This window comes from Gordonia sp. GN26, assembly GCF_054823965.1.
The window spans coordinates 1-20,920 of the sequence record NZ_JSYC01000064.1 but is presented as its reverse complement, the minus strand read 5'-3'; the positions used below and the strand labels follow the sequence as shown (position 1 = coordinate 20,920).

Annotated in this window: 18 protein-coding genes; 9 read left to right on the top strand and 9 right to left on the bottom strand. The window is 67.9% G+C overall.

The window, feature by feature from the left end:
* Positions 1-15: 15 nt before the first annotated feature.
* Entirely contained in the window at positions 16-456 is a 441-nt protein-coding gene (locus OK17_RS14500) for a CoA-binding protein (protein WP_280072652.1), read from the bottom strand.
* A 58-nt stretch (positions 457-514) separates the two neighbouring features.
* Positions 515-1,147: a TetR/AcrR family transcriptional regulator gene (locus OK17_RS14495; protein WP_461417872.1), complete on the bottom strand. Its 633-nt coding sequence runs from the start codon at positions 1,145-1,147 to the stop codon at positions 515-517.
* Positions 1,148-1,251: 104 nt separating this feature from the next.
* Between OK17_RS14495 and OK17_RS14490 the strand changes: the two genes are divergently transcribed.
* Positions 1,252-2,385 carry a phosphotransferase family protein gene (locus tag OK17_RS14490; RefSeq protein ID WP_461417870.1) on the top strand — a complete coding sequence of 378 codons (1,134 nt, stop codon included), beginning with the start codon at positions 1,252-1,254 and terminating at the stop codon, positions 2,383-2,385.
* Between the two features lie 4 nt (positions 2,386-2,389).
* A complete protein-coding gene (locus OK17_RS14485) occupies positions 2,390-3,526 on the top strand; it encodes a hypothetical protein (protein ID WP_461417869.1) in 1,137 nt (378 codons plus the stop codon).
* Here the strand turns inward: OK17_RS14485 and OK17_RS14480 are convergent.
* Positions 3,523-4,590, bottom strand: coding sequence for an alpha/beta hydrolase (locus OK17_RS14480; protein WP_461417868.1), 1,068 nt, complete (start codon positions 4,588-4,590; stop codon positions 3,523-3,525). The genes OK17_RS14485 and OK17_RS14480 overlap by 4 nt on opposite strands.
* A gap of 224 nt (positions 4,591-4,814) precedes the next feature.
* Between OK17_RS14480 and OK17_RS14475 the strand changes: the two genes are divergently transcribed.
* A complete protein-coding gene (locus OK17_RS14475) occupies positions 4,815-5,384 on the top strand; it encodes a type 1 glutamine amidotransferase domain-containing protein (protein WP_461417867.1) in 570 nt (189 codons plus the stop codon).
* A 4-nt stretch (positions 5,385-5,388) separates the two neighbouring features.
* Here the strand turns inward: OK17_RS14475 and OK17_RS14470 are convergent, their stop codons facing one another.
* A complete protein-coding gene (locus tag OK17_RS14470; protein WP_461417866.1) occupies positions 5,389-6,006 on the bottom strand; it encodes a maleylpyruvate isomerase family mycothiol-dependent enzyme in 618 nt (205 codons plus the stop codon).
* Positions 6,007-6,140: 134 nt separating this feature from the next.
* On the opposite strand from OK17_RS14470, the gene OK17_RS14465 reads away from it, so the two are divergent.
* The gene (locus tag OK17_RS14465) at positions 6,141-7,463 is read left to right on the top strand and encodes an aspartate aminotransferase family protein (RefSeq protein ID WP_461417864.1); all 1,323 of its coding nucleotides are present in this window, start codon (positions 6,141-6,143) and stop codon (positions 7,461-7,463) included.
* 25 nt (positions 7,464-7,488) lie between these two features.
* Here the strand turns inward: OK17_RS14465 and OK17_RS14460 are convergent, their stop codons facing one another.
* Entirely contained in the window at positions 7,489-9,510 is a 2,022-nt protein-coding gene (locus OK17_RS14460) for an OPT family oligopeptide transporter (protein ID WP_461417863.1), read from the bottom strand.
* A 207-nt stretch (positions 9,511-9,717) separates the two neighbouring features.
* On the opposite strand from OK17_RS14460, the gene OK17_RS14455 reads away from it, so the two are divergent.
* Positions 9,718-10,356 (top strand): TetR/AcrR family transcriptional regulator, encoded by a 639-nt coding sequence (locus OK17_RS14455; protein ID WP_461417862.1) that lies wholly within the window; start codon positions 9,718-9,720, stop codon positions 10,354-10,356.
* A 201-nt stretch (positions 10,357-10,557) separates the two neighbouring features.
* Here OK17_RS14455 and OK17_RS14450 read toward each other — a convergent pair whose 3' ends face one another.
* Positions 10,558-12,165, bottom strand: coding sequence for a GMC oxidoreductase (locus OK17_RS14450; protein ID WP_461417861.1), 1,608 nt, complete (start codon positions 12,163-12,165; stop codon positions 10,558-10,560).
* Between the two features lie 677 nt (positions 12,166-12,842).
* Positions 12,843-13,259: a DUF5313 domain-containing protein gene (locus tag OK17_RS14445; protein ID WP_461417860.1), complete on the bottom strand. Its 417-nt coding sequence runs from the start codon at positions 13,257-13,259 to the stop codon at positions 12,843-12,845.
* Between the two features lie 166 nt (positions 13,260-13,425).
* Between OK17_RS14445 and OK17_RS14440 the strand changes: the two genes are divergently transcribed.
* Both OK17_RS14440 and OK17_RS14435 read left to right on the top strand, forming a co-directional pair.
* Positions 13,426-13,938, top strand: a complete 513-nt coding sequence (locus OK17_RS14440) for a MarR family winged helix-turn-helix transcriptional regulator (RefSeq protein WP_461417859.1) — start codon at positions 13,426-13,428, stop codon at positions 13,936-13,938.
* Positions 13,939-14,198: 260 nt separating this feature from the next.
* Positions 14,199-15,890, top strand: coding sequence for an MDR family MFS transporter (locus OK17_RS14435; RefSeq protein ID WP_461417858.1), 1,692 nt, complete (start codon positions 14,199-14,201; stop codon positions 15,888-15,890).
* On the opposite strand, the gene OK17_RS14430 is transcribed toward OK17_RS14435, so the two are convergent.
* A complete protein-coding gene (locus OK17_RS14430; RefSeq protein WP_461417857.1) occupies positions 15,885-17,276 on the bottom strand; it encodes a DJ-1/PfpI family protein in 1,392 nt (463 codons plus the stop codon). The genes OK17_RS14435 and OK17_RS14430 overlap by 6 nt on opposite strands.
* A complete protein-coding gene (locus OK17_RS14425) occupies positions 17,273-17,902 on the bottom strand; it encodes a TetR/AcrR family transcriptional regulator (RefSeq protein WP_461417856.1) in 630 nt (209 codons plus the stop codon). The genes OK17_RS14430 and OK17_RS14425 overlap by 4 nt, the downstream gene beginning before the upstream one ends.
* A gap of 121 nt (positions 17,903-18,023) precedes the next feature.
* Here OK17_RS14425 and OK17_RS14420 point away from each other — a divergent pair, with 121 nt between their 5' ends.
* Together OK17_RS14420 and OK17_RS14415 are read left to right on the top strand one after the other, a co-directional pair.
* Positions 18,024-19,208 (top strand): CaiB/BaiF CoA transferase family protein, encoded by a 1,185-nt coding sequence (locus tag OK17_RS14420; RefSeq protein ID WP_232716902.1) that lies wholly within the window; start codon positions 18,024-18,026, stop codon positions 19,206-19,208.
* Between the two features lie 101 nt (positions 19,209-19,309).
* A complete protein-coding gene (locus tag OK17_RS14415; RefSeq protein WP_232716901.1) occupies positions 19,310-20,842 on the top strand; it encodes a catalase in 1,533 nt (510 codons plus the stop codon).
* Positions 20,843-20,920 lie beyond the last annotated feature (78 nt).

Here is a 20,920-nt window from a genome sequence, read left to right as displayed (position 1 = left end):
CGACTCACTCCCTCATCATGCGGGCACGATGCCCGTGCGCCGCTGCTCGATGATCAGGCAGCGGTCCTCCACGTAGAGCAGTCCGGCGTCCTCGGCGATCTTGCGGGCCTCCTCGGACCGGATTCCGAGCTGCAGCCACAGCGCCGTCGCGCCTGCCTCGACCGCGGCGCGCGCGACGTCGGCACATTCGGGACCGGGACGGAACACGTCGACGAGGCCGACCTGTTCGGGGATGTCCGCGAGCGATCGGTACACCTTCTCGCCGACGATCTCGTCGGCGGTCGGGTTGACCGGGATGATCCGCCACCCGAGGTGCTTCATGTGCGCGGGTACCTCGTTGGCGGCCTTGGCCGTGTTGGCGCTGGCACCGACCACCGTGATGGTGTCGTAGGTGGACAGGATCTTCTCGACGATCTCGTCCGTCGTGCGGGGGCCGGCGGAGTCTGGGGTAGCCATGAAGTGAGTGTAGGTGCCCACACCGGACGATTCGCCACGTCACCGGTGATCGGGGAGGTCAGCGCATCACGCCGTGAAGGACGATGGCCACCAACCGCTCTGCCCAGTCGTCGTCGAATTCCTGGTCCCGCAGCAGGAGTACGTGCAGCATCGCCGATCCGCCGACCACCTCGATGAGCCGGTCGGGGTCGACGTCGGGGTGCACCTCGCCGCGCTCGACCGCGACCACCAGCCTCTCGCGCACACCGCCGAACACCGCGGCGAAACCGGCGTGGACGCGGGCGGCGAGAGCCGGGTCGGCGGACATGTCGGCGATCAGGCCGGGCAGCGCGACACGGGTCACCGGTCGGGCGAACAGGTCTCGGGCGGCGTCGACCATCGACCGCAGATCGGCTTCCATCTCGCCGCCCGACGGCGGTAGACGTGTCATCTGCGCGAACACCACGTCGTGTACGAGCTCGGCCTTACCCGACCATCGCCGATACAGCGCCGTCTTGGTGGTGCCCGCCCGCTCGGCGACCGCGGCCATCGTCAGGCGGTGATAACCCACCTCGACGACGAGTCGGGCCGCGGCGTCGAGCACCGCGGAGTCGATCCGCGCGTCGCGGGGCCGCCCGGCCGTCGTCTCGACCGGTCCCGCGCCATCGAGGCCCGCAGCGGCGAGACCGGCTCCGTCGGGTCCAGCGTCCATGAGACCAACTCTCGTCGCAGTCGCGATTTCGCCGAAGTCGCTGCGGGGCCGCGACCTGTCTGCTGTCATTACGCTACTCACCGTAGCGAATCCTGGGGGTGCCCGTGGCCACCGAGCCCGCCGTCGAACACATCGACCATCTACAACGCTCCAGCAGAGACAACACGTCGGTCCCGGACGTCCTCGCGTCCTGGCTCGCCGAACAACCCGACACCCCCGACACCACCCCGGAGGTGACGGTGGCCGCCGGCGGCGACGCCAACGGCATGTCGTCGGAGACCATCCCGGTCACCGCGACCTGGCCGGGCTCGGACACCCGCGAGTGGGTGATGCGGATGGCGCCCGCCGCCGGCGACATCCCCGTGTTCCGCACCTACCAGATGGACCATCAGTTCGAGGTCATGCGCAAAGTCGCCGAACTGACCGACGTCCCGGTCCCGCGCGTGCATCACCTCGAGCCGACGGGATCGCTGCTCGGCGCACCGTTCTTCCTCATGGACCGTCTGGAGGGCGACGTGCCGCCCGACGTCATGCCGTACACGTTCGGCGACAACTGGTTTGCCGACGCGCCTCCCGCCGATCGACGCCGTGCGCAGGACGCCGCGGTCCACGTCATCGCCGACTTGCACGCCATCCCCGACGCGGCCGAGCATTTCGGTTTTCTGCTCGACGACCTGCCCGCGGGGGACTCGACCCTGGCGCGACTGCTCGCCTGGCTGCAGGACTGGTACGACCTGTCGGTCGAGGGCATCGGCCGCTCACCCCTGGTGGAGCGGGCGCTGGAGTGGCTCACCGCGAACTTCCCCGACGACGCCGCCTCCGCCGACCCCGTGCTGTCGTGGGGCGACTCCCGCCTGGGCAACATGATGTTCGTCGACTTCGAACCCACCGCCGTGCTCGACTGGGAGATGGCGAAGATCGGCCCGCGGGAGCTCGATGTGGCGTGGGTGATCTTCGCGCACAGTGTGTTCCAGGAGCTCTCCACGATGGCCGGGCTGCCCGGCCTCCCCGACCTCCTTCGCGAGGAGGACGTCCGCGCAACCTATCGGGAACGGACCGGGGCCGAACTGGGCGACCTGCGCTGGTTCTACGTCTATGCCGCCGTGCAGTGGTGCTGCGTCTTCATGCGCACCGGCGCCCGACGCGTGCACTTCGGCGAACTCGAGCGGCCCGACGACGTCGACGGCACGCTCTTCTACCACCGTCCGCTGCTCGACCGTCTGCTCGAGGAAGGCTGATCCCATGTCCGGTCTCGGACCACTCGACGAGTTCCCGATTCATCAACTGCCGCAACCGATCGCCTGGCCGGCGAACTCCGACCGCAACTTCTACGACCGCGCCTATCTCAACGCCCACGATCGCAGCGGCAACATCTTCCTGATCACCGGCATCGGTTACTACCCGAACCTCGGGGTCAAGGATGCCTTCGTCCTGATCCGACGCCGGCAGGAAGACGGCCCCGACACCCAGACCGCGGTGCACCTGTCCGACGCCATCGACGGCAACCGACTCGACCAGCATGTCGGGGCGTACCGACTGTCTGTCGACGAGCCCTTGCGCACACTGCATCTCACGCTCGCCGAGACCGAGGGCATCGCCGTCGACCTGCACTGGGAAGGCCTGTTCGACCCACTCCTGGAGCAGCCCCACATCATGCGGCAGGGCACCAAGGTCACGCTCGACGCGCAGCGCTTCGCCCAGGTCGGCACCTGGCGCGGGTCCATCACCGTCGACGGCGAACACATCGCGGTCGACCCGTCGACGTGGGTCGGGACCCGCGACCGGTCCTGGGGCATCCGGCCGGTGGGCGAACCGGAACCCGCAGGGCGACCGGCAGATCCGCCCTTCGAGGGCATGTGGTGGCTGTACGTGCCGATGGCCTTCGACGACTTCCAGCTCGTCCTCATCGTGCAGGAGGACCCCAACGGGTTCCGCACCCTCAACGACTGCTCCCGGGTGTGGAAGGACGGCCGCGTCGAGCAACTCGGCTGGCCGCGGATCTCGGTGCACTACGCCTCGGGAACCCGGATTCCCACCGGTGCAACCATTTCCGCCACCGCGTCGGACGGGTCAGCGGTGACGTTCGAGGTGGAGTCACTGCTGCCCGTCCCGATCCACGTCGGCGGCGGGTACGGCGGAGATCCCGACTGGCTCCACGGCGTCTGGCGCGGTGAGGACTTCACCGAGCGCCTCACCTACGACATGACCAGCCCGGAGATCATCGGGCGCATGCCGTTCGGCGTCATCGACCACGTCGGACGGGCGACCTGCCGGGAAGGCGACGGCACGACCCGAACCGGTTGGGGCCTGTTCGAGCACGGCGCGCTCGGCCGTCACGACCCGTCGGGCTTCGCCGACTGGCTGAGCGTCGCCCCCTAGTCCAGGCTCGACAGGAACTCGTCGATCCGCGGCCACGTCTGTTCGACGGCGGCCGATCCGGCGATGAGCCCGAGATGGCTGGTCTCCACGGTGGTGAACTCGACGCGCGGTGACCCGGTGAACAGGTCGACGCCGTGGTGGGCGGCCTCCCAGCTGACGATGGCGTCGCGGTGGCTGCCGAACAGCTGCACCGGCACCGCGACCTTCGACAACTCGACCGTGACGTCGTCGAAGGTCAGCACGCCACGGGCCAGGTCGCCGTGCATGATGAACTTCTCCCACATCTCCTCGGACGCCTTGCCGGGGTAACCGGGCATCGTGTCCTGGAAGCGGTCGATGGCCTTCATCCTCGTCAAGGCCTCGGTGTCGTCGGCGTTGCGGATGATGTAGCCGGGTTTCTTGAGCTCGCGCTGCCAGGCGGTACCGCGGTAGGCGGTACGCACGAGAAGGGCCGGGATACCGCCCAGAGCCCGCAGCGCGAGAGACACCGGTTTGGGCCCGAGGGGCCGCATCAGCGTCTTCACCAGCGGGTACGGCGGGACGCGGTCATAGTCCAGCGGGGTGCCGACCGCGGTGATGGACCGCACCGGCAGGGCCGGGTCGGCGGCGACGGTCAGGAACGAGATGGTGCCGCCGAGACTCCAGCTGAGCAGGTCCACACCGCCGCCGCCCGATGACCCCTCGTCGAAGTCCGCCAGGGTCGCAGCGATCGCGCCGGGGACGATGTCGGCGAAGAAGTCGGCGAACCCGAGGTGCCGGTCGTCGCGGGTCATGTCCCCGAAGTCGAGCACGTAGGGCACCCGGCCCGTCGACAGCAGGTATTCCACCACGCTGAGTCCGAACGCGAGGTCGTAGCAGTCCGTGGACACCGCCAGCGGCGGGACGAGCAGCACCGGCCGCTGCGACGACCGGCGGGCCGACGTCAGCTGCTCGACGCTGCCGTAGCGCCGCAACTGACGATGTGGCGCGTCTTCGAGCACGGTGTTCGGGGTTTCGTGGGGTTCCCCGACCTCCCCACCGCGAGCCAGATGCAGCAGCTTCGCGACGCCGTCGAGACCGGCCATGACAGCTTCCCCCTTCACCTCATCCGCCCCCGCGGAGCCGTGATCGCTGGCCATTCAACACGGTGTGCCGACGCGCGTCACGATTGGGGCCGAGCGTGGGTGGGTATGTCCGATCCAGGCAGCGCGGCCTCCGCCGTGTGCCTGCGATCAAGACGCGGTCGGATCGATCAGCCCGCACGACGGAGCACCCCCGACCCCGCCTGTGCATACGAGGAGGAGACACCATGGCCGAAGAACTCAACAACGTCACCGTCGCATTCCTGGTGGCCACCGAGGGCGCCGAACAGGTGGAACTCACCGAACCCTGGAAGTCCATCGAGGCCTGCGGCGGGAAGCCGGTGCTCGTCTCCACCGACTCCGGCACCATCCAGGCGTTTAATCACCTCGACAAGGCCGACACCTTTCCCGTCGACCGGACTCTCGAAGACGCCCGCATCGCCGACTTCGACGCCCTGGTCCTCCCGGGCGGTGTCGCCAACCCCGATTTCCTGCGCGCGTCGTCGCCGGCGGTTCGTTTCGTGCGCGGCTTCTTCGAGGCCGGCAAGCCCGTCGCGGCGATCTGTCACGCGCCGTGGACGCTCATCGAGGCCGACGTCGTGCGCGGACGCACCCTCACCTCGTTCCCGAGCATCAAGACCGACGTCATCAACGCCGGCGGCAACTGGGTCGACGAGGAGGTCGTCACGTGTCGAGGCGGCGACAGCGTGCTGATCACCAGCCGTAAGCCCGACGACCTGCCGGCATTCAACGCCGCGATCGTGGCCGAGTTCGCCCACAGCCGCGTGCCCGGCTGAGGGGTCACACCACCGAGATCGGCCCCTGCTCGCGTCCGGTGAGGATCAGCAACGCCTGCTCGCCCTGGCCGGTCAGATCGGCGGCCTCCACCGCCGTGGCCAGGGCCGAGGCGAGCACATTCCGTGGCAGCGTCGACGACGATCCGATGGCGCGGGCGATGTCGAGGCCGTGAACGGCCAGTTCGAAGGTTCTCGTCGGTAGATAGTGCGACAACAGGATTGCGCCCCACGGGGTCGCCACCCGTCGATCCTCGATCCCGGTGATCGCCGCGACCGCGCGGTCCCGGCGTTCGGTCGCCGCCCGGAGCGGGTCGTCGCCGAGGTCGACTCCGGCGGCGACGCCGCGCGCGGTCACCTCCGGTGAGGACGCCAGCCCCTGGATACGGGCGTAATAACCTGCCACCGAATCGATGTCGACAACGTCCGGTTCGGGTTCGGCGAGATAGTCGGCGACCGTGATCAGGGATCGACTCGTGTGTCCGACGAGGGAGCGCACCGACCAGTCCCCCAGGCCCGGCTCCTCCCACTGCTGCGGGCCCACCTGCGCGACCAGGGCCAGGTAGTGTTCGGCGCCCGCGAGGTAGTCCTCGATCGCCGCATCCAACGGTTGCTCGACTGCCATGGTGTCTCCTGGTTCTTCGGAGGAAACCGACTGCATTGCACACGATATTCGGCGTCTCGCCGGCGTGGTGTGCGAGGTCACCATGGCCCGGTCTGGGTACGCACGGCGCCGCGGTCACTCGTACCGTGTCTGTCATGACCACGCAGCCCGACAGCATCACCGGCACCACCGGCGTCGACACCCGCAATCTCGTCCGCTACGGCGGCCAGTTCTCGCCGGAGCTGATCGTCCGGGCGTCTGGCAGCTGGGTCCACACCGCAGACGGGCGACCCCTTCTCGACTTCACCTCGGGGCAGATGTCGGCGATCCTCGGGCATTCACACCCCGACATCGTCTCGACCGTCACCCGGCAGATCGGCGAGCTCGATCATCTGTTCAGCGGGATGATCTCCCCTCCGGTGCTGGAACTCTCGTCCCGCCTGGCGGAGACGCTGCCCGACGCACTCGAGAAGGTGCTCCTGCTGAGCACCGGCGCGGAGTCCAACGAGGCCGCGATCCGCATGGCGAAGCTCGTCACCGGCAAGCACGAGATCGTGTCCTTCGCGCGGTCCTGGCACGGCATGACCCACGCCGCGGCCGCCTCGACCTACAGCGCGGGCCGTACCGGCTACGGACCGGTCGCACCCGGCAACTTCGCGTTGCCGACGCCCAACCCCTACCGTCCCGACTTCACCGATGCCGACGGCACTCTCGACTGGCAGCGCCAGCTCGACTTCGGTTTCGAACTCATCGACGCCCAGTCGACCGGTTCCCTGGCGGCGTGCATCGTCGAACCGATCCTCTCCTCCGGTGGCGTGATCGAGCCGCCGGCAGGCTATTTCGCCGCGCTGAAACGCAAATGCGAGGAACGCGGGATGCTGCTGATCGTCGACGAGGCGCAGACCGGACTGTGCCGTACCGGTTCCTGGTACGCCTTCGAACGCGACGGGATCGTGCCCGACATCCTCACCCTGTCGAAGACACTCGGTGCGGGTCTACCGCTCGCCGCGGTCATCACCACCGCCGAGATCGAGCAGGCCGCCCACGACCGCGGTTACCTCTTCTTCACCACCCACGTGTCCGACCCGTTGGTGGCGGCGGTCGGCGTGACCGTGCTCGACGTACTTCAGCGCGACGGCCTCGACATCCGTGCAGCGCAGGCGGGTTCGGTCCTGCGCGCCGGACTGCTCGAACTGCAGGATCGCCACGACTGCGTGGGCGACGTGCGCGGCCGCGGACTCATGCAGGGCATCGAACTCGTCACCGACCGCGCGACCAAGCAGGGCGCCGACCGGCTCGGATCGGCCGTGACCGCACGGTGTTTCGAGCTCGGACTCCACATGAACGTCGTCCAGCTCCCGGGCATGGGCGGGATCTTCCGCATCGCGCCCCCGCTGACCGCCTCCGACGAGGAGATCCGCACAGGTCTCGACATCCTCGACACCGCGATCGGCGAATGCGCCTCGGCGGCAGTCTGATCCGCCGAGGCTGACCCCTCGGGCCTCAGCCCTTGGGGTCGGTCTTGGTGGTGTCGACTCCGGCGACAGCCGTGTCCGGGACGGTGCCGCTGGCGGCGGCGAGCTTGGCGATGCGGTCGTAGAGCAGGGCGATCACGCCGGCGAACACGATGACACCGAGGATCTGCGCCCAGGTCTCGAAGCCGTCGCCGACGATGGCCAGCACGGAGTCGTCACCGGTCGCGGCGACGATGCCCGCGAAGACCACACCGAAGAGTGCCTCACCGACGATCAGGCCGGTCGCGAGCAGCACACCCATACGCTTCTTGTGTTCGACTGCGCCGCCGCTGCGTTCGGCCCAGCGGTTGTAGAAGTGTCCGAGGAAGGCGCCCACCGGGATGATGAGGGTGACCGACATCGGCAGGTACATGCCCATGCCCACCGCGAGCGGCGGCAGGCGGAACTTGCCCGCACGGCCCAGCAGTTCGTCGATGAGGATGACGATTGCGCCGATGAGGGCGCCGAGTCCGATGAGGCCCCAGTTGAGATCGGCGCCGAGCACACCCTTGGCGAGGGTGGACAGCAGGCCCGCCTGCGGTGCGGCCAGTGCGTCGGGGCCGGCACCGGGGGCGCCGACGAAGCCGAAGACGTCGTACATGAGGCCGAGGATCGGCGGGATGATGGCCGAACCGAAGAGCACACCGATCACCAATGCGACCTGCTGTTTCCACGGGGTCGCGCCGACCAGTTGACCGGTCTTGAGGTCCTGCAGGTTGTCGTTGGAGATCGTCGCGACGCCGAAGACCACCGCGGCCGTGAACAGCGTGTAGGCGATCAGGGCGTCGGTCTGGGAGGAGTCGGCGCCACCGAAGGTCGCCTTGATGAGGATCGCGGCGATGAGGACCACCAGGATGCCGACACCGGAGATCGGGGAGTTCGACGAGCCGATGAGGCCGGCCATGTAGCCGCAGACCGCCGCCACCGCGAGACCGATGACGAAGACGAAGACGATGCTCACCGCGATGATCCCGGCGGCGCTGCCCTCGAGGACGGTGTCGTGCACGAAGTCCCACAGCAGCAGGCCGATCGGGATGAGCAGCACCAGAATGCTGCCGCCGACGATGTTGAACGGGATGTCGCGCTCGGTGATGTCCACGGTCTGGCCCTCGCGACGTGACCGCGACGAGGCGAGTGAACCCTTGATCCCGCGGGCGATCGGTCCCATGACCTTGATCAGGGTCCAGATCGCGGCGATGGCGATGGCGCCCGCACCGATGAGTCGGACGTCGTTGGCGAAGACGCCGGAGACCACGTCGCTGAGCGACTCCCCGGCCTCACCCTGGTTCTGGCTCTGGATCGGCAGCAGCACACCGTAGGAGATGAGCAGACCGACGAGCATCGCCACACCGACGGTGACGCCCACGAGGTGCCCGATGCCGATGAGCGACATCGACAGTCCGGCGGTGAACAGGGTGCCGCCCGCGCCGATCTTGATCGTCGTGGCGATCGAGTCGCTCAGGACCTTCAGCTTCGTCAGCAGGGCGAATCCCGCCGACGCGATCGAACCGATGACGATCGTGCGCAAACCGGCCTTGTTCTCCGTGGCACCGCCGGCCGAGTCGCCGACCTTCAGGACCTCGGCTGCCGCAACGCCTTCGGGATAGGGCAGGTCCGATCCGGTGACCAGCGCCCGGCGCAGCGGGATCGAGTACATGACGCCGAGGATGCCGCCGATCGCACAGACCGCGACCGTGATCCAGTACGGGAATCCCGTCCACCACCCGATCATCACCAGACCGGGGATCACGAAGATGATCGCCGACAGCGTGCCGGCCGCGGACGCGATCGTCTGGACGATGTTGTTCTCCACCACCGAGTGGTTGGCGAAGTACCGCAGGATGCTCATCGAGATCACCGCTGCCGGGATGGCGGTGGCGAAGGTGAGGCCGACCTTGAGCCCGAGATAGACGTTGGCCGCGGTGAAGACGAGCGTGATGACCCCGCCGAGGATGACCCCTCGGAACGTCAGTTCTCGCAAACTTGTCGTGGCCGTGGGCGTCGTCGCCATCAGGTCCCCTCACACAGGTCGTGAACGGCCCGCCGCATGAGAACGCGGACCGGATTCACTTGAGTACAGTCGATCCACCTTAGGACCGGGTGGCCTGACCGACGCAAACCCGGTCCCTCCGCGGAGGTCGGCGCGGGCGTCGAATGCGGCGGAGACAGGTCGCGATCCCGGCGCCCGACGACGACCACGGTAGGGCATCATCTACCCATGACCGATGGGAAGACCGAGCAGTCTGCCCGTACCCGCCTGGCGCTGATCGGCGCGGCGGAGGAGTTGATCGCGCTGCACGGCGTGTCCGCGGTCTCCAGCAGGCAGATCAGCAAAGCTGCCGGTCAGGGCAACAACTACGCGGTCGGACATCACTTCGGTTCCAAGGACGACCTGATCCGGGCCACCCTCGACAGACACAACGCCTCCATCGATCGACTGCGCCAGAAGGCACTCGACGCGATCGCGTCGGACCCGGAGGTCCGCGACTGGATCCGGTGCCTGGTGTGCCCCGAGATCGAGTATCTCGGCGGGCTCGGTGCACCGACCTATTTCGCCCGGTTCTTCGCAAATGTGTCCAGCGACCCGGCGACCACCATCCTGCTGTACGAGAAGATGGGCGAGTCCGAACCCCTGCTGGCGATCCTCGAGGGCCTCTACGGCGCGCTGCCGGAGTTCCCCGGTCCCGTCCTCGAGATGCGCAACAACATGACGCGCCACATCATCGTGAACACGCTGGCCGACATCGAGCGCGCCGCCGAGTCCCGTGATCACCCGGTCACGCCCTGGCAGCAGCAGTGCGAGATCGTCGTCGACGCCCTCACCGGGATGTGGCTCGCCCCGACCACTGCTGCCTGAGGTGCGCGGTGTGGACCGCTGCTGAGAACCACCCCGGAAATGCGCCCTGTGCAGGGGCGCCGCCGACATAGTGTCGACGGGCGGACCCTGGAGGGCGGATTCCAGGGGCGGATCTCAGACGCAAGACCGCCGCTCCCTGAGGTGCGAGCGAAGCGTCCACCCGCCGCTCCCTGAGGTGCGAGCGAAGCGAGCCACGAAGGGTCAGACCGTCACCCCCACGTCCTCGGCGACGATGTGGTCGAGCGCGCGTTCGGCCACCGCGGCGATGGTCATCGATGGGTTGCAGGCCGCGGTGGTGCCCGGCATGAGCGCACCGTCGAGAACGTAGAGACCGGGTTGCCCCTTGACCCGCCCTTCGAGGTCGCAGACCGTGCCCATGTTGGCGCCGCCGAGTGCATGCCAGGTCGACGGGAAGAAGGCGTTGGTGTCGGTGAGGATCGCGTCGGGTCCGGCGATCTTCCGGACCGCGCCGTCGATGTGCTTGGTCTGGATCTCCGAGTCGCCTTCGTGCGGCCACTTGATGATCGCATCGCCGGCCGCCGAATCGTAGGAGATGACGCCGCGTCCCGAACTGACGCCGAAGCCGACCAGCATCGTGGTCCTGGCGGAGACCGGCATCGGGGGGATCGACGCCTGGATGACGGTGAACGCACTCTTGGGGTCGCTCCAGTTGGGACTGCCGTACACGACCGGACCGCCCTGCACCGCGCCGAAATCGATGCTCGGGCTCGTCCACGTGTAGATGCGATCGGCGTTGGTCCCCCAGCCTCGACCGAGGCCGTCGGGCAGGTCGGTGATCGTGCCCGCCTCGCGGGCGCGCACGAGCAATTTGGTGGTGTTCACACTGCCCGCCGCCATGATGAGCGTCTGGGTGATGACCTCCCTGTGTTCCAGCACCTTTCCGCTCTCGTCGGTGCGTTCGACGTCGAGGTACCACTTGCCGTCCTTGCGCCTGCCGACCTGCCGGACGGTGTGCAGTGTCCGCACGGTCACGAGCCCGGTCGCCTCGGCCTGCTTGATGTAGGTGACGTCGACGCTGTGCTTGCCGCCGTTGTTCACACCGATGGCACCGTCGCCGTTGGTGTACGACGGCTTCATCTCACCGCGGAGTTCCGCCTCGGCGTATCCCCAGTCGATGGGCATCGGAATCTTCTGCAACGGGAGCCCCACGGCCCGAACCCGTTTCGCGAACTGTCGCGGCGCCAGGTACTGCGGCGACCGCACGACCGAGTCGGGCGCGACCGCGACCTTGAGCATCTTCGCGACCCGCGGATAGTGCACGCGGTTCATCAGCTCCCAGTCGAGAGCGTTGGGGAAGTGCTCGTTGAAGACCGCCTCGCTCGGTTGCAATGTCATGCCCTGATAGACCAGCGATCCGCCGCCGAGCCCCGCAGGGCACAGCGCCGTCATGTTCGCTCCCGCAACCGATTCGAACAGTCCCACATATGGTTCGACGCTCAGCGGCTTGCCGAACAGATTCGGGGTGGACTCGTGCCACAGCATGCGCTTGTCGGGGCTCAGCGCGCGCGGGAAGGTCTCCGAGTTCGGCCCGGTCGGCCACCGCTTGCCCCGCTCGAGCATCAGGACCGGCACACCGGCCTGCGCGAGACGGAGCGCGGAGACGCCTCCGCCGAAACCCGAGCCGACGACCACCACCCGGTGTTCTTCTCGAGTGCGCCGGACACGGCGGGCCGGCGCCGCCGACGCCGCAGTTCCGTTCGCGGACACAGTGACCGCGCTCGCAGCGCCGGCCGCGGTGACCGCCGCGGCCTTGAGGAAGGTACGTCTGGTCGGTAACGCCCCGGTCATGGATCTCCTGTCGTCGGTGCACGAGAAGATCCCGCACACGCATGCACTGAGGGAACTCACGGCTCTCTCGACCGCGAGAGGGAGAAGACGACGCCTGCGAGATGCAGCCGCCCGAAGCAGAATTCGGCATGAAGACAGCCCTGTCAAGGGCTACAACGGTTTTCGGCTCTTGTCCTTACCAGCGGGCTGTGCGGCTTGACAGATCCTCAGTCATATGACTGAATCGATGGCAGGCGGGTCTGCACCACAGACCCACACCAGACGATCGACCGGGGCCGGTCTTTCCGAGCAGGGCCGCGGATCCGGCCCGCTCCCCTGATGCGTCGCCTCGGTCACGGCGTACTGAGGGGTGCACGCCGTGGCCGGGTGACGCGCGTCGATTCCGTTGTCCGCGTTGACAGTTGGGATGACCCGACCACTGGACGTCGACGTTGACGTGCAGGCCGAGTGGCGGTCTCCGGCACTCAACCCGCACTCTGCAAAAAGAATGAGCAGATCACCCCGCCGAGTGAGCAACCGGGCACCGACTCGACCTTTGTCGCGACAGGCCAACACGAGGCGGCGGGGCGGGCTCGTACACCTGGCCGGAGCGGCCCCGAATGCACCGGTAGCCTCTGCCTCCCCGGAATTATCGGCTGACGTCGCCGGTCACCCCACCGGCGGCGTGAGAGCCGGGATCAGCGACGACGCTGCTCGCCGCGGTACTTGCGGTGGTACTCGTCGTAGAGGTCGGAGTTCTTCTCGCGCTCGAGCCGGTTGACCAGGTCGGGGTTGAGCCCGTGCTGGGCCAGCCGGTGCCGGCGGTAGACGCGGTTCAGCGCGATCGAGAAGAAGAGATAGGCGATGAGGATCGGCGCCGTCATGGTGAACCTGACGCCCCAGTCCGCCGGGACGAAGAGCATCGGGAGCAGGATGATGATGCACGGGATCGCCCAGCGCACGACCATACGTGCCGAGGCCCCCGGCCCTGCGAGGTCGTTCTCGACCCAGGCGGTCATCGACTTCGGCAGGGGCGCCCAGTAGCAGTACTTGACGTACTCGGCGGCGTTCGGGGTGGTGCGTTCAGTCGTGCTCACTCTTCGATCGTGCACCATCGGGGAGGCCGTCTCCAAAGAGGTTGACGCAGGCCACACTCCACGCGACCGGTCCGGGCGCGGACAGAGCGCGGCAAATCAGACATGGCTGCGTGTGCCCGAGCACGTCGCGGTCGGTAGTCTGACCGCGACTCGGCACAGCGATTCGGCGAAAGGACTCCGCGACATGAGCTCGGATCCGACCCCCGTCGCAACCCCGGGTCCTATCGATCCCGACGCCATCGGGGGTCTCGAAGCCGAGCTGACCGACTTCTGGCGCCGCGGTCGCATCCGGACGCGTCTGCGTGCTCGCGAGATCGACTCCCGCCTCGATCCGTCGTGCTATCCACTCATCTCGGTGCTCGCCCGCCAGAACTCGATGCCGATGTCCGACCTGGTGAGCGCCGTCGGCATGGAGAAGTCGACGGTCACGCGGCAGATCGACGCGGTCGTGCGCCTGGGGCTCGCCGAGCGGCACCCCGACCCCCGTGACGCGCGGGCCCGCGTCGTCACGTTGACCGATCACGGGCGCGAACGGGTCGACGCCGTCCTCGCCTCGGCGGTCGCCGAGTGGCGCGCCCGCCTGGCCCAGTGGGACCCCGAGGACATCCGCACCCTCACGCGCCTGCTCCATCGACTCGGCGAGGCGACCAACGACCCGACCGTCGAGCCAGAGTCCTCCGTCGACCCTGAGTCCTGACGCCGACCACGGTCGGGCAGGCGCAGGGTTCCCGAGCCCCGGGGGAATAACTCGGTTAGTTGCGCGTTACACCTTTCACGCCCTATAGTTGCAGCATTCAACTAAACGGGCGGCGGCCTATGCCGGACCCCCGTTTCCACCAGCCCGTTCCCGGCACCTGTGTCCACGAGGTCGACGAGCCCGTTTCGTCGACGATCTGTGGTCGCCGCCATTCGGCTCCGTCCACACGGCGCACGCTCGACCCCGGAGGTACCCCCCGTATGACAACGTCCCCACCAGTCGTGGAACCCGTCGACGCCCCCATGACCCACAAGCAGCGCATCAACGCGCTGATCGGGCTGCTGCTCGGCATGTTCGTCGCCCTGACCTCGGCGACGATCGTGTCGAACGCGCTGCCGACGATCATCACCCAGCTTCACGGCACCCAGGATCAGTACACCTGGGTCGTCACGGCGACCCTCCTCGCCTCGACGGCCGCCACCCCGATCTGGGGCAAGCTGTCCGACGTCTTCAGCAAGAAGCTCCTCGTCCAGCTGTCGCTCGGCGTGTTCACGATCGGCTCGATGCTCGCCGGTCTGTCGACCTCGGTCTCGATGCTGATCGGCTTCCGCGTGATCCAGGGCCTCGGCCTCGGCGGCATGCAGTCGCTGGTCATGATCGTCATCGCATCGATGTTCAGCCCGCGTGAGCGCGGCCGCTACCAGGGCGCCATCGCCGGTGTCATGTCGATCGCAACCGTCGCCGGACCGCTGATGGGTGGCGTCATCGTCGACACGAGCTGGCTCGGTTGGCGCTGGACGTTCTATGTGTGCGTCCCGCTGGCCGTCATCGCGATGGTCGTCGTGCAGCGCACCCTGAACCTCCCGGTCGTCCGGCGCAAGGTCTACATCGACTACGCCGGTGCCCTGCTGATCTCGGGCGGCGTCAGCGTCATCCTGATCTGGGTCACCCTCGCCGGCAAGAACTTCGACTGGGTCTCAGCCACATCGTTCGGTCTCGTCGCACTCGGGCTCGCACTGCTCGCCGCCGCGATCTGGGCCGAGTCCAAGGCGAAGGACCCGATCATCCCGCTGCACCTGTTCAAGGAGCGCACGACCACCCTCGCGACCATCGCGAGCATCGCGGTCGGCGTGGCACTGTTCGGCGGCGCGGTGTTCCTGGGCCAGTACTTCCAGATCGCTCGCGGCTACTCCCCCACCGCGGCCGGCCTGCTGACCCTCCCGATGGTCTTCGGCTCGGTGGTCTCGGCGACCCTCTCCGGACGCCTCATCACCAAGTACGGCCGCTGGAAGAACTACCTGCTCGCCGGTTCCATCGTGATGGCGATCGGCTTCGGTCTCCTGGCGACGATCGATGCCCACACCAACATGGCGGTCCTCAGCGGCTACCTGTTCGCCCTGGGACTCGGCATGGGCATGACCATGCAGAACCTGGTGCTCGCGGTGCAGAACACCGTGGAACCGAAGAACCTCGGCGCGGCCACCTCGACCGTGACCTTCTTCCGTTCGCTCGGTGGCGCCGCCGGCGTCTCCGTGCTCGGAGCGGTGTTGTCGAACCACGTCACCGACCTCATCGGTCAGGGCCTGCGTGCGATCGGCATCACCCAGTCCGGCTCCGGCGGTGCGGGCCTGTCGAACCTCAACGAACTGCCCGCACCCATCGCGGCGATCGTCCGCGGCGCGTACGGCGACGGCACGGCCCGGATCTTCCTGGTCTCGATGGCGATGGCGATCGTCGGTACGATCGCTGTCCTGTTCATCAAGGAGGTCGCCCTCAACACCCTGACCGGTGAAGAGCAGCGACTCGCCGCGCAGGCGACCGTGGCGCCGACCGACGAGGAGTTCGCACAGGTCGTCGCCGGCGAGACGGTCGACGGCACCGGGGTCGACACCGACCTCGACCGGCGGGCGCTCGCCGACCCGGCAGCGGACCCCGTCGACCGCAGGTCATGACCCCCACCCGCGACGACGCGCAGCGCCGATCGTGACGCGGGACAACTGAACGAGACCGATCGCGGCCGCCACCAAGGCGGCCGCGATCGCCGTCTGGGCCCAGGGCCACGACGACACCCCGTCTCGACCGGACCCCGGATCGTCCACCGGATACTGCAGACTCTTGGCCACCCAGGTCGCCGTCGCTCGGTCGTAGTGGACCGCGATGTCGTCGATGACCGGGTCGAAGGCGAAACGGTCGCCGGAGTGCAGGTACGTCGGGTCGGGCCCGGACGGCGCGGCCTCGGCGATCCGCGTGCGGGCGGCCTCGCCGCCGGGCACGAGCATTCGGTCCACCTGCCCGGCCTTGTCCGCCGCCTCCGCGGGCACCACGGTGACACCGTGTTGCGAGACGACGGGCTGCCCGTCGACGGTCGTCGTGGTCATCGTTGCGAGCCAGGACAGCTCGGTGTACGGCCGATACGTGGAGGCCAATTCGATCTCACCCACCCCGTCGGTCACGAACACGTTGTTGTGCGGGCGGTCCCATCGATAGGCGGCGCTCAGGGCGAACGGGAGATCAGCGGGACCCGGCCCCGCCGCGTCGATCTCCACCGGTGTGCCCGAACCGTATCCGTTCCAATGGATCTCGTCGGCGATCCGACGCACCTGGTCACCGGCGCCGAGGCGTTCTAGCACGCGCATCGCACCGTCGATCCCGGAGAGCACGCCCGCCGTGGTCATGATGCGCCCGTCCTCGACGAACCGCACGTCGTCGACCCAGTCGACCTGTCGATGATCGCGGCGCAAACCGATCAGTTTGAGCCAGTGCGCGGTTGCCCGTCGCCCGTCGAGCAATCCGGCCTCGGCGAGGTATTCCGCCCCGACACAGACACTCATCACCGTCGACTTCGGTTCTCGCTCGAAGACCCTTGTGACCCAGCGCATCTCGTCGTCTACGTTCCCGTGCAGCTGTGGCACGACGACGACGTCGGGTCCGCCGCCGGTCATCGTGTCGATCTCGGCGAACGTGTGCTGGGGCAGCACTGTCAGCCCGCCGCCGAGTGTGATGGGCTCTGACTTCTCGGCGACCAGGAAGACGTTCACCGCACCGGACCGGGCGAAGACCTCATAGGGCGCGAGCGAATCGGCGACGTTCGTTCCCTCCGCGGCCAGCAGGATCGCGACAGTCGGGCGGTCGGGACGGAACTCCGGCGCCCGCTCCGAGGCCATCGACACAGCCGCGGCGGGTAGGACGGCCGGTTCCGGGTACACCTGTGATGCAGCATGTTTCGCCGACGGCAGGCCCACCGCCACCAACACGCCTGCCGCCACCAGAAGCGTGACCGCGGTCCAGGCCGCCACACCCACCGAACGCCGGACCACCCCTCGCGGACCGGCGCTCACGACATACCCCCGACTGCCTGATCGACTGCCGTCGGAACCGGCGTCCCGGGCGGGGTGACGGTCCCGGCCATCGTCGCGAATATCAGCCGCGGCGCCTCGACGGCATCGAGCCGGCCGTCGTGCACCGCGGTCGACGCACCGTGGGTCACGTTGTGCAGCAGGGTGACCAGCCACGCGGCGGCGATGTCGTCGCGGAATGCACCCGATCTCTGCCCCCGCTCGAACAGCGTCTCCGCTGCGGCCATCGGTGCGGCGTGGGCCGACGTCAGCGCATCCTGCGGCAGCGACCGCTGAGCCGCGACGACGAGTGCGCCATGACGGTGGGTCACCGACCACGTGGCGACGACGAGCCGGGCCAGGGCATCGAACGGTTCGTCCTCGTCGAGGCGTGCCCCGGTGATTGCCGCGGTGGTCTCGTTCAGTGCACGGTCGACGACGGCTGACAGCAGCGCGACGCGGTTCTGGAAATGCCCGTACAGGGTCACGCGTCCGACGCCGGCCTCCCTGGCGATGACGGCGACCGAGGCATCGGGATCGCGGGCGAGTACGCGGACTGCGGCGTCGAGGATCGCCTCGACGTTCCGGCGGGCGTCCGCACGCTGGGTACGTGTCGGGGTCTCGGCCATGACGGCTCCTTCACCGAGTATCTCGAACAGATGTGTTCAAGTTAACACAACTCGAACACCTATGTTCGGGTTATTTCCGGTCGCGTTGACGAACCCGGCGACCGCAGGGGATCCTTGGCCGGTGAAATCGGACCAGTCGCCCCCGTCGGACTCAGCCCTGCTGCCGCTGGAGGGGATAACCGTCGTCGCACTCGAGCAGGCCGTCGCCGCTCCCCTGGCCACCCGGCATCTGGCGGACCTGGGCGCGCGGGTCATCAAGGTCGAACGCGTGGGTGAAGGGGACTTCGCCCGGCAGTACGACTCGGCCGTACGCGGCGGCGCGGGTACGCATTTCGTCTGGCTGAACCGCGGCAAGGAATCGGTCGAACTCGACCTGAAGAGCGAGGCCGGCCGCGACGCGATCAAGACCCTGATCGCGGGGGCCGACGTCTTCCTGCAGAACCTGGCACCCGGCGCCGCCGCCCGCCTCGGACTCGGCGCCGACGTGCTGCGCGCCGATCATCCGGAGCTGATCGTCGTCGACATGTCCGGATACGGCGACGCCGGCCCGTTCCGCGACCGCAAGGCCTACGACATGCTCGTCCAGGCCGAGACCGGGCTGATCTCGGTGACCGGAACGCCCGAGGACATGACCAAGACCGGCATCCCGTCCTCCGACATCGCCGCCGGGATGTACGCCCTCACCTCGGTGCTGTCGGCACTGTTCCGCCGCGCCACCACCGGGGTCGGTGCACGGGTGGCGGTGTCGATGTTCGACGCCACGGTCGAGTGGATGGGTCACGCGATGTACATGCGGCTCTACGGCGGCAAACAGATCGCCCGCGTCGGCCTCGGCCACGCGGCGATCGTGCCGTACGACAAGTACCCCACCCAGGACGGGACCATCCTCATCGGAGTCCAGAACGACCGCGGGTGGGACACGCTGACCCGCGTCGTACTCGAACGGCCCGACCTCGCCGAGGACCCCCGGTACAAGACCAACATCGACCGCGTCTCGCGCCGGGCGGAGGTCGACGCCATCATCGCGGCAGAGACCAAACGGTTCACCACCGCGGAACTCGACCGCCGTCTCGCCGACGCGGGTGTGCCCGCCGCCGAGATCCGCGACCTCGAGGCCGTGGTGGAGCATCCCCAACTCAGCGAACGCGACCGCTGGCGCGACGTCGACACCGAGGTCGGTCCGATCAAAGCCGTGCTGCCGCCGATGACCTTCGACGACATCGAACTCGCGATGGGTCCGGTACCCGCACTGGGCGAACACACCGAAGCGGTGCTCCGCGAGTTCGGCATCGCCACGGGCGAGTAGCCCTGACGGGTGGTCGGCTCGGCGTAGGATCGGCGGGGCAGACCTGCAGCCCTCGGGTCACGCTTTTTCATGCACGGATACGACGACCTCTTGGAGGCGATATGTCCGACGATTCGCTCTACACAACCCGGGACTCGGGTGCGCCGGCCGGGAGTGACGAACACTCTCTGACGGTGGGCGCCGGAGGACCGATCGTCCTGCACGATCATTACCTCATCGAGCAGATGGCCCAGTTCAACCGCGAACGAATCCCCGAACGACAGCCACATGCCAAGGGCAGCGGCGCTTTCGGGACGTTCGAGACCACCGAGGACGTTTCGGCCTACACCAGCGCCGCACTGTTCCAACCCGGCGTGAAGACGGAGATGGTGGCACGGTTCTCGACGGTGGCCGGCGAACGCGGCAGCCCCGACACCTGGCGTGACCCGCGCGGTTTCGCGCTGAAGTTCTACACGTCCGAGGGCATCTACGACATGGTCGGCAACAACACGCCGATCTTCTTCGTGAAGGACCCGATGAAGTTCCAGCACTTCATCCGTTCCCAGAAACGTCGGCAGGACAACAACCTTCGCGACCACGACATGCAGTGGGACTTCTGGACGCTGTCGCCGGAGTCCGCCCACCAGGTCACCTGGTTGATGGGTGATCGCGGCATCCCGAAGACGTGGCGCCACATGAACGGCTACAGCTCGCACACCTACCTGTGGGTCAACGCCGAAGGTGTGAAGCACTGGGTCAAATACCATTTCAAGTCCGACCAGGGCGTGGAACACCTGACGCAGCACGAAGCCGACCAGATGGCCGCTGCCGACACCGATTTCCACACCCGGGACCTGTTCGAGAACATCGCCGACGGCAACCATCCGAGCTGGACTCTGAAGGTCCAGCTCATGCCGTTCGACGACGCGGTGAACTACCGTTTCAACCCGTTCGACCTGACCAAGGTGTGGCCGCACGGCGACTACCCGCTGATCGACGTCGGCAAGATGACGCTGCACACCAACCCGGTCGATCACCACACGCAGATCGAGCAGGTCGCCTTCGAGCCGAACAACGTCGTCCCCGGTATCGGCTTCAGCCCCGACCGGATGTTGTTGGGACGCGTCTTCTCCTACGCCGACGCCCACCGGCACCGTCTCGGCGGCAACTACAAGCAGATCCCGGTCAACGCGCCGAAGAACGAGGTCCACTCGTACTCCAAGGACGGCGCGATGCGCATCCACAACGTCACCGACCCGGTCTACGCGCCCAACTCCAAGGGCGGGCCGTCGGCGCTGTATCCCGGTCAGGGCGAACCACAGTGGGCCGCCAACGGTGAGATCCTCCGCAGCGCCTACGTCGACCATCCGGAAGACGACGACTGGGGTCAGGCGGGCACGCTGGTCCGCGAGGTGTTCGACGACGCCGCACGAGAGCGGTTCGTCGACAACGTCGTCGGCCATCTCCTCAACGGTGTCTCCGAACCCGTGCTGCAGCGCGCGTTCGAGTACTGGCACCGCGTCGATCCCGACATCGGTGCCCGCATCAAGTCGGGCGTGACCGAGAAGAAGGACGAGTCCGACCCCAAGGCGGATGACCAGGCCAACCCGGCCCGGTCGTCGATGCAGGAGAAGGCGAAGGCCGAGAAGCCCTGACCTCACCGCTCCTCCCCGCTCCCTGCGGCGCGAGGAGCGGTAGCACGCCCCCTCGCTCCCTGAGGTGCGAGGAGCAAT

Excerpts from the sequence above, each read along its gene's own strand:
- OK17_RS14435 (WP_461417858.1), top strand. The coding sequence starts at position 14,199 with ATGACAACGTCCCCACCAGTCGTGGAACCCGTCGACGCCCCCATGACC.
- OK17_RS14445 (WP_461417860.1), bottom strand. The coding sequence starts at position 13,259 with ATGGTGCACGATCGAAGAGTGAGCACGACTGAACGCACCACCCCGAAC.
- OK17_RS14475 (WP_461417867.1), top strand. The coding sequence starts at position 4,815 with ATGGCCGAAGAACTCAACAACGTCACCGTCGCATTCCTGGTGGCCACC.
- OK17_RS14465 (WP_461417864.1), top strand. The coding sequence starts at position 6,141 with ATGACCACGCAGCCCGACAGCATCACCGGCACCACCGGCGTCGACACC.
- OK17_RS14500 (WP_280072652.1), bottom strand. The coding sequence starts at position 456 with ATGGCTACCCCAGACTCCGCCGGCCCCCGCACGACGGACGAGATCGTC.
- OK17_RS14470 (WP_461417866.1), bottom strand. The coding sequence starts at position 6,006 with ATGGCAGTCGAGCAACCGTTGGATGCGGCGATCGAGGACTACCTCGCG.
- OK17_RS14480 (WP_461417868.1), bottom strand. The coding sequence starts at position 4,590 with ATGGCCGGTCTCGACGGCGTCGCGAAGCTGCTGCATCTGGCTCGCGGT.
- OK17_RS14495 (WP_461417872.1), bottom strand. The coding sequence starts at position 1,147 with ATGGACGCTGGACCCGACGGAGCCGGTCTCGCCGCTGCGGGCCTCGAT.
- OK17_RS14450 (WP_461417861.1), bottom strand. The coding sequence starts at position 12,165 with ATGACCGGGGCGTTACCGACCAGACGTACCTTCCTCAAGGCCGCGGCG.
- OK17_RS14460 (WP_461417863.1), bottom strand. The coding sequence starts at position 9,510 with ATGGCGACGACGCCCACGGCCACGACAAGTTTGCGAGAACTGACGTTC.
- OK17_RS14455 (WP_461417862.1), top strand. The coding sequence starts at position 9,718 with ATGACCGATGGGAAGACCGAGCAGTCTGCCCGTACCCGCCTGGCGCTG.
- OK17_RS14485 (WP_461417869.1), top strand. The coding sequence starts at position 2,390 with ATGTCCGGTCTCGGACCACTCGACGAGTTCCCGATTCATCAACTGCCG.
- OK17_RS14425 (WP_461417856.1), bottom strand. The coding sequence starts at position 17,902 with ATGGCCGAGACCCCGACACGTACCCAGCGTGCGGACGCCCGCCGGAAC.
- OK17_RS14415 (WP_232716901.1), top strand. The coding sequence starts at position 19,310 with ATGTCCGACGATTCGCTCTACACAACCCGGGACTCGGGTGCGCCGGCC.
- OK17_RS14440 (WP_461417859.1), top strand. The coding sequence starts at position 13,426 with ATGAGCTCGGATCCGACCCCCGTCGCAACCCCGGGTCCTATCGATCCC.